Genomic DNA, 15,036 nt, shown 5'->3' with positions numbered 1-15,036 from the left:
GTTTTCGGATTTTTCAGGGGAGCCGTGTGCGCTGTGCCGCGGCGTGGTGAAGATAGCCGGCTTGGGCCGGTCAGGATCGGAGAACGGAATGAAAAGACGGGTAGTGGGACAAGTGGCGGCACTGGTTCTGTGCGCGACACCGTGGTTGACGGCTGCTGCGAAAGACACGCAGCTTAACGTGTATAACTGGTCCGATTACATCGCCAAGGACACCATTCCGAACTTCACCAAGCAGTCCGGTGTCCAGGTCAAATACGACAACTACGACAGCGACGACACGCTGCAAGCCAAGCTCCTTACCGGCAATTCCGGCTACGACATTGTCGTGCCGACCAGCAACTACGCCGGCAAGCAGATCGCCGCAGGCATCTTCGCGCCGCTCGACAAATCGAAGCTGCCGAACCTGAAGTACCTCGATCCGTCGCTGATGGCTCTCGTGGCCGGCGCCGATCCGGGCAACAAGTTCACGGTACCCTGGGCATACGGCACGACCGGCCTCGGCTACAACGTCACCAAGGCGCAGCAGATCCTCGGCAAGAACGTGCCGCTCGACAACTGGGACGTGCTCTTCAAGCCGGAGAACATTTCGAAGCTGAAGGCCTGCGGCGTGTCCGTGCTCGACGCGCCTGACCAGATGTTCGCCGCCGCGCTTCACTACATCGGCAAGGATCCGATGAGCACGAACCCGGCCGACTACCGCGCCGCGCTCGCGATGATGAAGAAGATCCGCCCGTACATCACGCAGTTCAACTCGTCGGGCTATATCAACGATCTGGTCGGCGGCGACGTGTGCTTCGCGTACGGCTGGTCGGGCGACGTCGTGATCGCCAAGCATCGCGCGATCGAGGCGAAGAAGGCCTACAAGGTCGAGTACTACATTCCGAAGGGCGGCGCTCCGGTGTGGTTCGACGTGATGGCGATTCCGAAGGACGCGAAGAACAAGGAAGCTGCGCTCGAATGGATCAACTACATCGAAACGCCGCAGGTTCACGCCGCGATCACCAACGCCGTCTACTACCCGAGCGCCAACCTCGAAGCGCGCAAGTACGTGGACAAGGACGTGGCGAACGACCCGGCCGTGTACCCGTCGCCTGAAGTCATCAAGACGCTGTTCCTGTTGAAGCCGCTGCCGCCGGAAATCCAGCGGCTGCAAACGCGGCTGTGGACTGAATTCAAGTCCGGCCGCTGATTCGCGGCCAGAGTGAACGGGTAAGCATCATCATGAAGCCCTCGGTGTCCACCGGGGGCTTTGTTCGTCAAACGCCGGAGTAACGCATTGTGATGAGTAGTGACCAGTCGGGCGCGCTGGCAGGGGCCGCCGTGCCGTCCCCGGGCCTGAACGCCGAAGCAGGGGGCGCCGCAGAGAATTTCGTCCAGATCGTCGACATCGTGAAGAAGTTCGGCGAGACCGCGGCGGTCAAAGGGGTCAACCTGTCGGTAAGGAAGGGTGAGCTCTTTGCGCTGCTCGGCAGTTCCGGCTGCGGCAAATCGACCTTGCTGCGCATGCTGGCCGGCCTTGAATCGATTACGTCGGGCAAGATCCTGATCGACGGCGAAGACCTCGCGCAATTGCCGCCTTATCGCCGGCCGGTCAACATGATGTTCCAGTCGTACGCACTGTTTCCGCACATGACGGTCGAGGCCAACGTCGGCTTCGGCCTGAAGCAGGAAGGCGTGCCGAAATCCGAACTGAAAGACCGCGTGCAGACCGCGCTCGATCTCGTGCAGATGGGCCGCTTTGCGAAGCGCAAGCCGCATCAGCTCTCCGGCGGCCAGCAGCAGCGTGTGGCGCTTGCGCGCTCGCTCGTCAAGCGGCCGAAGCTGTTGTTGCTCGACGAGCCGATGTCCGCGCTCGACAAACAGATCCGTCAGCGCACGCAGATCGAACTGGTCAACATTCTCGACAAGGTCGGCGTGACCTGCATGATGGTGACGCACGACCAGGAAGAGGCGATGACGATGGCGGACCGCCTTGCCGTGATGAGCGAAGGCGAGATCGTCCAGCTCGGCACGCCGCATGAAGTGTACGAATATCCGAACAGCCGCTTTTCGGCCGAGTTCATCGGCTCGACCAATCTGTTCGACGGCAACGTCGTCGAAGACGAGCCCGATCACGTGTTTATCGAAACGCCCGATCTGCCGGTTCGTCTTTACGTGAGCCACGGCATCACCGGGCCGCTCGGCATGCCGGTGACGATCTCGGTGCGGCCCGAACGCATCGCGCTTACGCGCAAGCCGCCGGAGGGCACGTACAACTGGGGCAAGGGCGTCGTCACGAATATCGCCTACATGGGCGGCTATTCGCTGTATCACGTGAAGCTCGACGCCGGCAAAACGGTGATCGCCAACGTGACGAGCCTCGCCTTGACGGAGATCGATCCGCCGACATGGGGCGACGAAGTGTATGTGCGCTGGAGCGCATCGGCCGGCGTGGTGCTGACGTCATGAAGCGCTCGATCAATGCTCTCGCGTCGTGGCCGGTGCGCCGTTTCAACCTGAACGCCCGCACCGCGGTGGTGGCCGGGCCGTTCGTCTGGCTGCTGCTGTTTTTCCTCGTGCCGTTCCTGCTGGTCGTGAAGATCAGTTTCGCGGATTTGCAGCTCGGCATCCCGCCCTATACGGAACTCGCCACCTACACGGACGGTGTGGTTCACGTCGCGCTGGACCTGTCGCACTATGCGTTTCTGCTGACCGACAGCCTGTATTTCGCGACCTATGTGAATTCGGTGGTGGTCGCGGCGATATCCACCTTGCTGTGTTTGCTGATCGGTTATCCGATGGCGTACTACATTGCGCGATCGAATCCGGCGAGCCGCAATCTGCTGATGATGGCGGTCATGCTGCCGTTCTGGACGTCGTTTCTGATTCGCGTGTACGCATGGATCGGAATCCTGAAGAACAATGGCTTGCTGAACAACTTCCTGATGTCGACCGGACTGATCCATACGCCGGTCGAGCTGTATCACACGAACACCGCGGTTTATATCGGCATGGTGTATTCGTACCTGCCGTTCCTCGTGATGCCGTTGTACGCGCATCTGGTGAAGATGGACATGACGTTGCTGGAGGCTGCCTACGATCTCGGCGCGAAGCCGTGGCGGGCGTTCTGGCAGATCACCTTGCCGTTGTCGAAGAACGGCATCATTGCCGGGTGTTTGCTGGTGTTCATTCCCGCGGTAGGCGAGTACGTGATTCCGGAATTGCTGGGCGGCGCGAACACGTTGATGATTGGCCGCGTGATGTGGAATGAGTTCTTCGACAATGCCGATTGGCCGATGGCGTCCGCCGTGACGTGCGCGATGGTGTTGTTGTTGTTGGTGCCGATGGCGTTTTTCCAGTACGCGCAGGCGAAGGCGATGGAGGAAAGGCGCTGATGAAGCCGAACCGGATTTTTCAGATCATTGCCTTGGGGATCGGGTTTCTGTTTCTCTATGTTCCGATCGTGAGTCTGGTTGTGTATTCGTTCAACGAATCGCAACTGGTCACGGTGTGGACGCGGTTTTCCACGCGTTGGTATGCGGCCTTGTTGCAGGACGGCGAGTTGATCGCTGCGGCGTGGTTGTCGTTGCGCGTGGCGTTGCTGACGGCGTTTGCCTCGGTGATTATCGGAACGTGGGCCGGGTTTGTTTTGGCCCGGATGGGGCGGTTTCGCGGCTTTACTCTCTACACCGGCATGATCAATGCGCCGCTGGTGATTCCCGAGGTGATTCAGGGGATTTCGCTGCTGCTGTTGTTCATCGAAATGGCGAAGTGGCTGGGATGGCCCGCCGGGCGTGGCATTTTCACGATCTGGATCGGTCACGTGATGTTGTGTATTTCTTATGTGGCCATTATCGTGCAGTCGCGTGTGAAGGAGTTGAATCCTTCGCTTGAGGAGGCCGCGCTGGATCTTGGGGCGACGCCGTTGAAGGTGTTTTTCTTCATTACGTTGCCGTTGATTTCGCAGGCGCTTGTTTCTGGGTGGCTGTTGTCGTTTACCTTGTCGATCGACGATCTGGTTTTGTCGGCGTTTTTGTCGGGGCCTGGGTCGACGACGTTGCCGCTGGTTGTTTTCTCGCGTGTTCGGCTTGGGTTGAATCCTGAAATGAATGCGCTGGCTACGTTGTTTATTGCTGTTGTTACCGTTGGGGTTGTTTTGGGTAACTATTTTATGCAGCGGGCTGAGAGGAAGAGGGCTGTGATGGCTGTATAAGGGGGTGGGCCTGATCGGCGGTTTTTTTCTGTGTTTCTGGCTTTTGTGCCTTTCCTTGAATTGTTAGTGGTCTATTAGCGTTCGCCCCTGTGCGGGGCGGGCACTTACTTCTCTTTGCCGCCGCAAAGAGAAGTAAGCAAGAGAAAGCGGCTCACACCGATCATGCTAAGCGGGCACCGTGGTTTGCAACGGGTAGTGGTGCATCTGGAATCTGTGTTCGTGCCCCTGCCTGTGCGTGTGACAAGGGCGTCATACTTCCGGCGGCGCTGCGCGCGCCGAAGCGTACTTCATAAAACCACCCGCCACGTTTTGCTGTGTTTTAGCGCTCACGCCTCCTTCGGCGCAGTGGCCTGGCATTTCGCCTCTATCGCTTTGGCGCGTCGCCGAGGCGAAGCCGATGGCTCCCACCGCACCCAGACGAAGCCGCTGGTTTCCCATGCAGACCCGTCCGCGACGCACGTAGTGCGGAGTGGGAGCTGATGAGCCCTTTGTCACTGGCGCGTGAAGGTGCAAGGGCACGGATTCCAGATGCACCACTACCCAATGCTAGCTGCGGGACCCGCTTAGCAGGATCGGTGTGAGCCGCTTTCTCTTGCTTACTTCTCTTTGCGGCGGCAAAGAGAAGTAAGTGCCTGCCCCGCACAGGGGCGAACGCTAATAGACCACTAGCAATTCAAGGAAAGGCACAAAAGCCAGAAACACAGAAAAAAACCGCCGCACAGGCAAAAAACCCACATCAAACCCTATACCCAATCCGAACCCCACCCCAATGCCGCCCGGCAACAAACACCGGCGCCGACGCATCCTTCATCAAAACAAACTGCCCACCGCCCATATCGCGGCGATACGTCTGCAGCAAGAATTTCTTGACGTGCGAAGCAGCCGCAATCCCGGTCCGATCGTCGAACATCCGCCGATTCCGGCAATTCGCCATATTCCAGACCACATCCTCGCGCTGCGGCAAAGAAAATTTCAGATTATGCGTAGGCAGATACCCGCGCACATCGACAGCCGCACAAAACGCGACGCGTGGATCAAGCGCGAGCAACGGCTCCTGAATAGCGGGCAAAACCCGATCGGTAAAAGCGGTAAACCGTGTAATGAACTGAGCCGGATTGCTCCCCGGAACCGGTACGTAATGCTGATCGAACAGGTCCTCGACCGACACATCGCCCCGGGCGACGGCCGCTTCGAATACCTTGCTCACCGCAGCCGCGGTCCGCTGCACGGCTTCGATAAACCGCGTATCCGTCGTCTCGACCCCCGTGGCCGCGGTCAGTTCGATCAACGTCTCGGACACGCTGAGCAGATTCCCCAGCCGGTCCTTCGCGTGGACGAAGTTCTCGCTCGAATCCTCGACGCCGCTCGCCATTTCCAGCACCTGGGCCTCGAGTCCGTTGCATTGCGTTTCGATCTCGCCGGTCAACGCGGCGATCTGCCCGGCCTCGTCGTTGAGCTGCGTAATCGCATCGCCGGTCGCATGCACGACGTCGCCGATCTTGCGCGTGCCTTCGCGTACCCGATGCGCGCGTGCCGTGTTCACCGAGCCTTCGCTGATCAACTGCTCGGTCTGCTGAGTGAGTTGCGCGAGCGTGGTCTCGATCTGGCCGGTCGCCTGCGCGGTCTTTGCCGACAGGTTCTTCACCTCGGCGGCCACCACCGCGAAACTCTTGCCGGAGTCGCCGGCGCGCGCGGCTTCGATCGCGGCGTTCAGCGCCAGCAAATGCGTCTGGCGAGCGATCAGCGAAATCTCCTCGGAGACGCGGCTGACATGCGCCAACGCGCTGCGCAGCGCGCCAATCTGGCTCTCGATCACGGTGACGCCTTCCACCAGCCCATGGATGTCGGCCAGCGACGCCTCCAGCGTCTGCTGCGACGTCTGAACGCTGGTTGCAGCGTCGGCCGACACGTTGCGCATCGCGCGCGCAGCGGTGGCGATGCGGTGGTTGCCCGCCAGCGTCACGGCAGCAGATTCGCGCAGCGCGCGGCATACCTGCGCCTGGTGCTGCACGCGCGCGGCCACTTCTTCGACGTGGCCCGATACGTCGCAGATCTCAATGCCCAGTTTGCCGGCGTGTGCGGCAATATCGCCGACCACCGTCTGCGAACGGGCAGTCCGGCGGAAGCTGAAACGCGTCATGGTCGTGTCTCCTTGATGGCGCGGTTAGCAGAGTCAATTCGTGCGCTCATCCAGCACGGATGCCGCGTCTTCTCGCGGTATTGACGGCAAACTTGCGAACAACTTGATACGGAGTATCCCGCGGTCGTTATGATGTCGGGTCCGGCAGGGCGCCGGCGCCGGCGCGGCCCGGCACGCGGCACGCGTGCGACGACCCGCCCTGAGACAGGCGTGGCGCCGCAAGTGGCCGTGCCGGTCATTTCTCGCAGCCCTTCCTCTCACCAGCGGATCATGATCGACTCCCTCGCACGCGTCTCAGGCTGGCAGCAACTCGCTCACTTATGGGAGCTCATCGTGATGCTCTGCAAATTCCTGTGGGGCCTGCTGCGTCTGCTCGGCGGTGGTTGAACATCGTGGTGGTCCATGCTCGATGAATGGCGGCTTATCCAGAGCTTCGTACAGGAGTTGGGCCAAGCATTCGGCAAAGGCATTCGGCAGAGGCATTCGGCAGACGCAGTCGGCCAGTACCCACCAATCGCCACTCGCGTGCAGAGTACGTCCTGAGAGGCGCCTGGTCTTGATTGCCTTTCACCCCTTCGGTCCTGAGGCGTGCAGCAAGCGGCGGGCCTCTCGCCTGCAACGTTGACAAACTGACGAGAATTCCTAATCTGAAAACAGTGCCCCGGTAAGGTTAGTGACTATTCGGAGGTCTCGCACTCCGAACCCCATAACCAAGGAGAGCCCTGTCATGGGAATGCGCCCAGATCCTACGTTCCACGCATCGCCGAAACTCGCGATGGATGCGCCGGCGGAAGACTTCGCCTACACGTTGCTGCTCAGCCCCGATTTCTCGCAGCCCGACGCGCTCGCCGTCGTCGACGTGAAGCCCGGCTCGCCGACCTACAGCCAGGTGGTTCACACCGTGCCGGTGCCGAACAAGGGCGACGAATTTCACCACTTCGGATGGAATGCCTGCTCGTCGTCACTGTCGCCGCTGACCGGCCACGCCTTCCTCGAGCGGCGCTTTCTGATCATTCCGGGAATGCGCACCTCGCGCATCTACATCGTGGACACCAAGCCCCATCCAACTCAGGCGCGAATCCATAAGATCATCGAACCTGAGGAAATCTTCCGCAAGACAGGCTACTCGCGTCCACACACGGTCCATTGCGGGCCCGAAGGCATCTACGTCAGCACACTCGGTGGCGGTGGCAAGGACGGCACGGACGGCCCCCCGGGCATCTTCATCATGGACTGCGAGACTTTCGATGTCCTCGGCCGCTGGGAGATCGACCGCGGGCCGCAGGAGAAACACTACGACTTCTGGTGGAACCTGCCGCGCGACTACATGGTGTCGAGCGAGTGGGCGTTGCCGCCGCAATTCGAGAACGGAATCGTCCCGGAAGATCTTCTGTCGAACAAGTATGGGCACCGCATCCACTTCTGGGATCTGCGGGCAAGGCGCAACGTGCAGACGATCGACCTCGGCGCCAACCACCAGATGGCGCTCGAAGTGCGGCCGGCGCACGATCCCAGCCGGGAATACGGCTTCATCGGCGTCGTGGTCGACACGACGAACCTTGAAGGGTCGATCTGGACCTGGTGGCGGGAGGGCGGCAAGTTTCACATCGAGAAGAGCGCGACCGTTCCGCCCGAGCCCGCCGCCACTGAATTGCTTCCACCGTTGCTTCAGGGATTCGGCGCGGTGCCGCCGCTCGTCACCGATATCGATCTCGCCATCGACGACAGATTCCTGTACGTCGCCTGTTGGGGAACCGGCGAGATGCGCCAGTACGACGTGTCGGAACCCCGGAAACCGAAGCTCACGGGATCGGTCCACATCGGCGGCATCGTGCGGCGCACGCCTCATCCGAACGGCAAAACCTTTGCGGGTGGTCCGCAGATGGTCGAGATCAGCCGCGATGGAAAGCGGGTCTACTGGACCAACTCGCTCTACTCGACGTGGGACAACCAGTTCTACCCGGACGGTGTGCCCGCGGCACAGGTCATGGCCCGGGCTGAGCCTGGTGGCGGACTTGCGCTGGCCGACGACTATTGGGTCGCCTTTCCCGACGGATACCGGGCTCATCAGATCCGGCTCGAAGGCGGCGACTGCTCGACCGATTCGTTCTGCTACCCGTCGGTGGGGACTTGATCGGGGGCGGCTGGCCGCAGACCGGCCTGTGGCTGGCCGTTGCGGCGAGTGGCCTTTATCACGGGCTCAACCCGGCAATGGGATGGCCGCTCGCCGTTTCGAGCGGACTGATGGACAAACGCGCGCGGGCGCTATTCTCCGCGCTCTTGTACCTCGCGGCCGGGCACGTATTGGCCATGTTCGTGGTGATGGCGCCCTTCGCCATGCTTGCGATCCTGCTCGCCTGGCAGCGCGAGATCCAGATCGGCGCGAGCGTGCTGGTCATCGGCTTCGGTGTCTTCCTTCTGATCTGGCGGCGCCATCCGCGTGTACTCGCGCGGATCCCACCATCGCGGCTCGCGCTCTGGTCCTTCGCCGTTGCCATCGCGCACGGCGCGGGACTGATGCTCGTACCGATCTACCTCGGCCTTTGCCGGTCCTACGACATGGATCAAGGGCATCGGGCCGCGCAGGCCCTGATCGACGCCAATCTGGGCATGGCGCTGCTCGTCTCCGGGGTCCATGCCGCCGCCATGATCGCGGTTGGCGGACTCCTCGCCTGGTTGGTCTACCGCTACCTGGGGCTGAAGTTCGTGTCGCGGAGCTGGTTCAATCTGGACGCGGTGTGGGCCGCGAGCCTCATCCTGGTGGGCACGCTTTCATTGGTGTTCAACACAGCGGTACCAGGCGGCGAGGGGTGATGGCCGTTGGCTTGCTGCGCCACGCGGCAGCGCGGCGCGCCGGGTCCGTATGAATCAGCGGGCGACGTGCGCCGCGCTTGCCGTTACTGGTCCAATCGCGGCGCTCGTGTCGAGAAACGCGCGCAGATCGGTCATCACACGCTCGGGTGCTTCTTCCATTGGAATGTGACCGAGTCCCGCGTACATCACCGATTTCGCGCCAGGAATACGGCTCGCGAACTCGGCCGCGTGCGCGGTCGGAATCCAGCGATCCTTCGCTCCCCACAGCACCAGCGACGGCACCTTCAGCGTCTTCAGCACGTCGGTGTCGACGTCCTTGAAGTCGAGCGTCGGCACCATCTTGCCGATCGCCGTGCGCGTGCCTTCACCGTGGAAGAATTCGACGTAGCGCCGCAGCGTCACTGCATCGATCTTGCGCGGATCGCCGTACACGTTGCGCACCGCGCCCTTGATAATCGCGTCCGGCAGCCACCACGGCGAACTGATCCGCACCAGCGCGCTATTGAAGAGGCCGATGTAAATCGGCAGCTTCATCGGAAAACCGGCCGAGTCGATCAACACGAGCCGTTCGACGGCCTCGCGATGGCGCACCGCGTAATCCCACGAAATCAGTCCGCCGAGCGAATTGCCGATCAGCGTCGCTCGCGAGATGCCGAGTGCCTGCATGAACGTGTCGATGAATCGCCGGTAGGTGGGCAGGTTCATCGTTTCGATTTCGCCTGCGCTCGAACGCAACGGCCCGGTCACGCCGAACGGCGGCAGATCGAGACGGATCACGCGATGCTCGCGCTTGAGTTCGTCGGCGACGCGATTCCACGTATGCAACGACGAAGCGAAACCGTGAATCATCACGATCGTGTCGCCGCTGCCTTCGTCGACGTAGTGCACGTCGGCGCCCATGATCCTGACGAACTTCGAGCCGCTTTGCGTGTAGCGCCGCTGCAATTCGGCGCGTGGCACGCTGGTGATGCCGAGGCGCGCGGCGAGCGAGCGGGGCCGCAGTGGCGCTGTCGAGGCGGGCGTTGCGGATTCGATGCTTGCCATTGTTGTTGTCTCCCTTTAGTTCGAGTTAGATTGTTTCGGCATCCACTTCCACACCGCGAGCGACGCCCTCAGCCGCCGCATGCCGCTTCAAGGTGCGAAGCGATAATCGTGCGGCCGCACTCGCCGCGTGCGTTTGCGAAAGCTGAATGTGAAGCCCGGCCACTGCGTCGTGACCTTGCCGCTCTTCGTCTGATACCAGCTATGGCAGCCACTGGCCCACACGGAGTGCCGCATCTCTTTCTGCAGACGCGCATTGAAGTCGCGCTGGACGTCGGCTCGCAGGTTCATCGTGCGCGCCTTGCGTCGGCGCAACACGCGCAGGCAATCGGCGATGTACTGCACTTGCGACTCGATCATGTAGATGATCGAGTTGTGACCGAGCCCGGTGTTCGGACCGACGATCATGAAGAAGTTCGGGAAGTCGGCGACGCTGGTGCCCAGGTAGGCCTCCGGCCCGTCGCGGAGCCACATCGCGCCGAGGTCGGCACCGGCGAGACCGGTCACGTCGAATGGCGCACCCACGTCGTTGACCTGAAAGCCCGTGCCGCAGATGATCGCGTCCGCCGGGTGATGCGTGCCGTCGTCGGTGACGATGCCGTCGGCGACGATTTCGCGGATGCCGGTTGTCACCAGATCGACGTTCGGCTGGTTGAGCGCCGGATAGTAATCGCTCGACAGCAGCACGCGCTTGCAGCCGAGCCGGTAGTTCGGCGTCAGCTTGGCGCGCAGCGCCGGGTCCTTGACGCGCCGTTCGAGGTAGCTCATGCCGAATTTCATCGGCAGCTTCATCAGCTTCGGATTGACGACGAACGCAATCGCACGCGATTCGAGCTGCCAGTAGATCGCGTTGCGCACGAAGCGCTGTGTAAACGGCAGGTGACGGAACAGCCAATGCGCGCGCGGGCCGACCGGCTTGTTGGGCTTGGGCATGATCCACGGTGCGGTGCGCTGGAACACGTCGAGTTGCGCGACGCGCGGCTGGATCTGCGGCACGAACTGGATCGCGCTGGCGCCGGTACCGATCACCGCGACGCGCTTGCCTTCAAGTGGATAATCGTGGTCCCAGCGCGCGGAATGAAACAGCTTGCCTTCGAAGCGCTCGAGCCCGGCGATCCGCGGCATGGCCGGCCGCGATAGCGGACCGCTCGCGGCGATCACGACATCGGCCTCGATGCTTTCGCGCGTGCCGTTCGAAACGATCTCGACCTGCCATGCCTGCCGCGCTTCATCGAAACGCGCCGAGACCACGCGCGCGTTGCAACGAACATAACGATCGACACCGTATTTGCGCGCGCAATGCTTGAGGTAAGCGAGGATCTCCGCCTGGCTGCTGAACGCACGCGACCACGCCGGATTCGGCTCGAACGAAAACGAATACAGATGCGAAGGCACATCGCAGGCCGCGCCGGGATAGGTGTTGTCGCGCCACGTGCCGCCAACGTCGCCGGCCGCCTCGTAAATCGTGAACGACGTGATGCCCATCTGCTGAAGGCGGACTGCCATGCCGATGCCCGCAAATCCGCTGCCGACAATGGCAATGCGTGGCGACGCGGGTTGGGCGGATGAAGCAGACGTCACGGCGGGTCTCCGGAGGTAGGCAAAATTCGGGTGTCTACATATGTCTACACTTGCATAACGCGCAGGGTAGACAACTGTACACTTCGCGTCAAGATCGTTTAGAGTACGACTATTAAACGCGCGAACCGTGCTCCGACTGAAAGCTCATGAAACCCGCACCCGAAGCGGCGCTCGCCGCCGACCAAGGCGTTGTTGCCGGGCAGGACCTGCCGCCCGGCAAGCGCAAGCTGATCGAAGCCGCGTTGCGTCTGACCGCGGGCGGGCGCAGCTTCGCAAGCCTCGGCCTGCGCGAACTGGCGCGCGAGGCGGGGCTGAATCCCAATACGTTCTACCGCCATTTCGACACGCTCGACGCGCTGGCGCGCGAGGCGGTCGAATCGGTGAGCCGCCGCTTGCGGCCGATGCTGCGGCGCGAGCGCTGGCTGGCCGCGCACGACGAACCGGAGAGCGTACCGCGTCGCGCGTGCATCGCGTTCTTTGCGTTTGCGTTGGAGAATCGCGAGGCATTTCTGAGCGCGCTGGCCGAATATCACGGCACGTCGCCGGCGCTGCGCGAAGCGGTGCGGGCGAACCTCCACGAGGTGTCGGCGGAAATGGCGGACGACGTCTTGCAACTGGAACTGATGCCGACGCTCGCCCGCGCAACCGTCGACGAAGTCTGCACGCAGATTGTGCTGCAGCTGTTTCATCTGTCGGCGGAGTACATCGATGGCGATGCCGCGCGCCGCGAGGCGCTGGTCGCGTATGCGGAGCGTTTCATCGTCCGGCTGTTCGCGGGTTCGGTGCTGCTGGCGCAACACGAGCCGGCGAGGGCGCGTGCGCCACTGGACGCGTAAAGGAGTCGACATAAAAAAACAGGCTCCCTGCAGGAGCCTGTTTTCGTTGCAGCGTGCTTGATTGGCGTTTGATCGACTGCATCTCGCGTAGCGCGATGTTTCTCAGGTATCGCTCCAACCGCCGGAATCGTCGTTGCTGCCCATGTCGACGCCACCGCCGCCGTTGTCGTTCCAGTCGTTCGAACCCTGGCCGAAGTCGAGGCCGCCGCCATTGCCGCCGTCACCGCCGCGGCGACGCGTTTCGTCATCGACGATCACGTCGCGCTCCACGACGCGTTCACGCCCGGAATTCAGCGCCTCGCCGAGCAGCACGCCGGTCAGCAGGCCGCCCATGCCGCCGCCGAAACCGCCGCCACCTTGTTGCACGATGACCTGCGGCTGCTGCTGATACGGTCCTTGTTGCGGATACGGCTGCGGCGGGTTGCCGAAACGCTCGGCTTCCTGCGCATACGGCGACTGCTGCGTGCCGGCGGCCGGCGCGGCATACGGATCGGGCCGCCCCTCGGCGCGGGCGCGCAGACTGCCGATGCGTTGCTCCAGTTCGTCGAGCTGATAGGGCGGCACCGGATTCTTGCTGTTCGACAGCGTTTCGACGAGGCCGCGCAACTGGTCTTCGGTCGCTTCGACTTCTTTCTCCAGCGCTTCGTGTCCTGGCGCAGTGGAGAGCTTCACGTCGAGCTTCAGCGAGCGCACGGCGTTGAGCATCTCGGTGGCGCGCTTGAGTTGCACGCGACGATCGTCGTCGGCGCGCGAATCGTCTTGCGAGCGGGCGCGGCGCAAGGTCCAGCGCAACACCAGCGCGATCACGCCGATCAGCAGAATGATGCCAACCCACATGCCGATGCCAGGACCATGCCGTTGCGGCGCTTGCGACACCATCGCCGACTGCTGCTGCACCGCCGGCGAATTCTGTTGCACGAACGGGTTGCCCGCGCGGCTCGTGGTGTTGCCGCCGGCACGTTCAGCGTCCTTGCGGATACGCGCTTCGGTTTGCGCGAATCGGGTCGGGTCGGTGAAGCGGATTTGCGGATCGAGCGTCTTGGCCTGTTGCACCTGGGCGAGGGCGTCGGCATAACGGCCTTCGCGATCGAGCACCTGGCTGTACAGATAGTGCGCGTGTGCGTTGTTCGGATGCGCCTGCAGCACTTCGCTCAAACCGGCATCGGCCTGCTGCCAGTTGCCTTGCGACATGGCGGATTCGATTTGCTGGGCTGTGGGCACGGCGAACGCCGCGGCCGACACGAACAGCAGTGAGGCGAATGTGCTTGCGAGAAATTTTTTCATTTACGGACCGGATGCGATGCACCCGTCTCCTTCAATTGATTCCGGCAGCCGGTGTTCCGGTGGCCGGCATACCGGTGGCCGGCATACCGGTGGCCAGTCCCGTGGGCCGGCATTCCGATGGCCGGCATACCGGCTGCACGTACGACAGCAGCCGGTATCTGCTGCTGACGCAATTACTGAGCCGGCGTGTTGATCTGCTTCTTCAACGCTTCGAGACGATCTTCGACGGACGGACCGCGGTTCAGATCCGCGAGCTTGTCGTCGAGCGCCTTGCCGCTCTTTACGTCGGCCGTATTCAGGCGCGCGTCGGAACGGGCATTCGACAACGCCACCTTGTCTTCCAGCTTCTGGAAATCCTCCGACAGATTCTTGCCGCCGATACCGCCCAACGCCGTGGCCGCGACATCTTTAGCCTGAGCGATCTGCTGCTTGGCTTGCAGAATGTTCGAGCGTGCGTTCAGGTCGTTACGACGGGTACGCATGTCGTCGATCTGGCTCTTCAACTGATCGACCGACGGTTCCAGCGTGGTCAGTTCTTTCGCCAGCGCATCGCGCTCGGCCTCGGCCGTGGCTTGCGCGCCGAGCGCTTCACGCGCGAGCGCTTCGTCGCCGGATTGCAGCGCGCGCTTCGCGCCGTCTTCGTACTTCTTCGCCTTGTCGGCGGCAACATCGCGCTTGCTTTGCTGCGTGGCGACTTGTGCCTGAATCTCGATTAGCGAGTTCTCGGCTTTAGCGATGCTCTCGTCGAGTTCGCGCACGATCTGGCGCGAATCGCGCGACGGGTCCTGCACGGAATCGGCTGCGTCGTTCAGGAGACCTTTAAGCGTGCGCGAAATGCTGTCAAAAAGCGACATGAAAACCTCCAAAGAATGAAATCGGCGCTGAATAATTCCACGCGCTTTAACTGCTTTCCAATGCTACTTTACGCCGCTGCGCGCGAAGCTGCGCAACGTTCGGACCGGAGTTCGGGGCACACGCGCCAATTGCAATAGCGGCGCCGTAAATTTACGTTTTGAAACCGAATGTCAAACGGCTTTGGCCGTTAAAACGCGCGGTGGCTTATTCAGCTGCTCGCGGATATTACACCACGCATTCTCTTAAAACCGTCTTAAAGGGCGCGATGACACAATCGCCAACTTTCCGCGCGG

At 62.0% G+C, this 15,036-nt stretch carries 12 protein-coding genes; 7 read left to right on the top strand and 5 right to left on the bottom strand.

What is annotated here, in order from left to right; all coding sequences use genetic code 11:
* Positions 1–88 precede the first annotated feature (88 nt).
* The 4 genes from DSC91_RS16950 to DSC91_RS16935 all read left to right on the top strand — a co-directional run bounded on the left by DSC91_RS16950 (position 89) and on the right by DSC91_RS16935 (position 4,192).
* Positions 89–1,189 carry a polyamine ABC transporter substrate-binding protein gene (locus DSC91_RS16950; RefSeq protein WP_115780031.1) on the top strand — a complete coding sequence of 367 codons (1,101 nt, stop codon included), beginning with the start codon at positions 89–91 and terminating at the stop codon, positions 1,187–1,189.
* Positions 1,190–1,281: 92 nt separating this feature from the next.
* The gene (locus DSC91_RS16945; RefSeq protein ID WP_162831527.1) at positions 1,282–2,448 is read left to right on the top strand and encodes an ABC transporter ATP-binding protein; all 1,167 of its coding nucleotides are present in this window, start codon (positions 1,282–1,284) and stop codon (positions 2,446–2,448) included.
* Positions 2,445–3,374 carry an ABC transporter permease subunit gene (locus DSC91_RS16940; RefSeq protein WP_115780030.1) on the top strand — a complete coding sequence of 310 codons (930 nt, stop codon included), beginning with the start codon at positions 2,445–2,447 and terminating at the stop codon, positions 3,372–3,374. Before DSC91_RS16945 ends, DSC91_RS16940 begins: the two co-directional genes overlap by 4 nt.
* Positions 3,374–4,192 carry an ABC transporter permease subunit gene (locus DSC91_RS16935; RefSeq protein WP_115780029.1) on the top strand — a complete coding sequence of 273 codons (819 nt, stop codon included), beginning with the start codon at positions 3,374–3,376 and terminating at the stop codon, positions 4,190–4,192. The genes DSC91_RS16940 and DSC91_RS16935 overlap by 1 nt, the downstream gene beginning before the upstream one ends.
* A gap of 736 nt (positions 4,193–4,928) precedes the next feature.
* Here the strand turns inward: DSC91_RS16935 and DSC91_RS16930 are convergent.
* Positions 4,929–6,332, bottom strand: a complete 1,404-nt coding sequence (locus DSC91_RS16930; protein WP_115780028.1) for a methyl-accepting chemotaxis protein — start codon at positions 6,330–6,332, stop codon at positions 4,929–4,931.
* 727 nt (positions 6,333–7,059) lie between these two features.
* On the opposite strand from DSC91_RS16930, the gene DSC91_RS16920 reads away from it, so the two are divergent.
* Together DSC91_RS16920 and DSC91_RS16915 are read left to right on the top strand one after the other, a co-directional pair.
* On the top strand, positions 7,060–8,466 hold the full coding sequence (locus DSC91_RS16920; RefSeq protein ID WP_115780026.1) for a selenium-binding protein SBP56-related protein: 1,407 nt from the start codon (positions 7,060–7,062) through the stop codon (positions 8,464–8,466).
* Complete coding sequence (locus DSC91_RS16915; RefSeq protein WP_115780025.1) at positions 8,463–9,146, top strand: hypothetical protein; 684 nt, start codon at positions 8,463–8,465, stop codon at positions 9,144–9,146. The genes DSC91_RS16920 and DSC91_RS16915 overlap by 4 nt, the downstream gene beginning before the upstream one ends.
* 54 nt (positions 9,147–9,200) lie before the next feature.
* Here DSC91_RS16915 and DSC91_RS16910 read toward each other — a convergent pair whose 3' ends face one another.
* Positions 9,201–10,190: an alpha/beta fold hydrolase gene (locus DSC91_RS16910; protein WP_115780024.1), complete on the bottom strand. Its 990-nt coding sequence runs from the start codon at positions 10,188–10,190 to the stop codon at positions 9,201–9,203.
* 87 nt (positions 10,191–10,277) lie between these two features.
* Entirely contained in the window at positions 10,278–11,768 is a 1,491-nt protein-coding gene (locus DSC91_RS16905; protein ID WP_115780023.1) for a flavin-containing monooxygenase, read from the bottom strand.
* Positions 11,769–11,914: 146 nt separating this feature from the next.
* Between DSC91_RS16905 and DSC91_RS16900 the strand changes: the two genes are divergently transcribed.
* Positions 11,915–12,604: a TetR family transcriptional regulator gene (locus tag DSC91_RS16900; RefSeq protein WP_115780022.1), complete on the top strand. Its 690-nt coding sequence runs from the start codon at positions 11,915–11,917 to the stop codon at positions 12,602–12,604.
* A 102-nt stretch (positions 12,605–12,706) separates the two neighbouring features.
* On the opposite strand, the gene DSC91_RS16895 is transcribed toward DSC91_RS16900, so the two are convergent.
* The gene (locus tag DSC91_RS16895) at positions 12,707–13,888 is read right to left on the bottom strand and encodes a tetratricopeptide repeat protein (RefSeq protein ID WP_115780021.1); all 1,182 of its coding nucleotides are present in this window, start codon (positions 13,886–13,888) and stop codon (positions 12,707–12,709) included.
* A gap of 173 nt (positions 13,889–14,061) precedes the next feature.
* The gene (locus DSC91_RS16890) at positions 14,062–14,742 is read right to left on the bottom strand and encodes a PspA/IM30 family protein (RefSeq protein WP_115780020.1); all 681 of its coding nucleotides are present in this window, start codon (positions 14,740–14,742) and stop codon (positions 14,062–14,064) included.
* Positions 14,743–15,036 lie beyond the last annotated feature (294 nt).

This window comes from Paraburkholderia caffeinilytica, from assembly GCF_003368325.1.
Taxonomy (GTDB): Bacteria; Pseudomonadota; Gammaproteobacteria; order Burkholderiales; family Burkholderiaceae; genus Paraburkholderia; species Paraburkholderia caffeinilytica.
The sequence above is the reverse complement of the archived record's forward strand: the minus strand, read 5'-3'. Positions and strand labels throughout refer to the sequence as shown.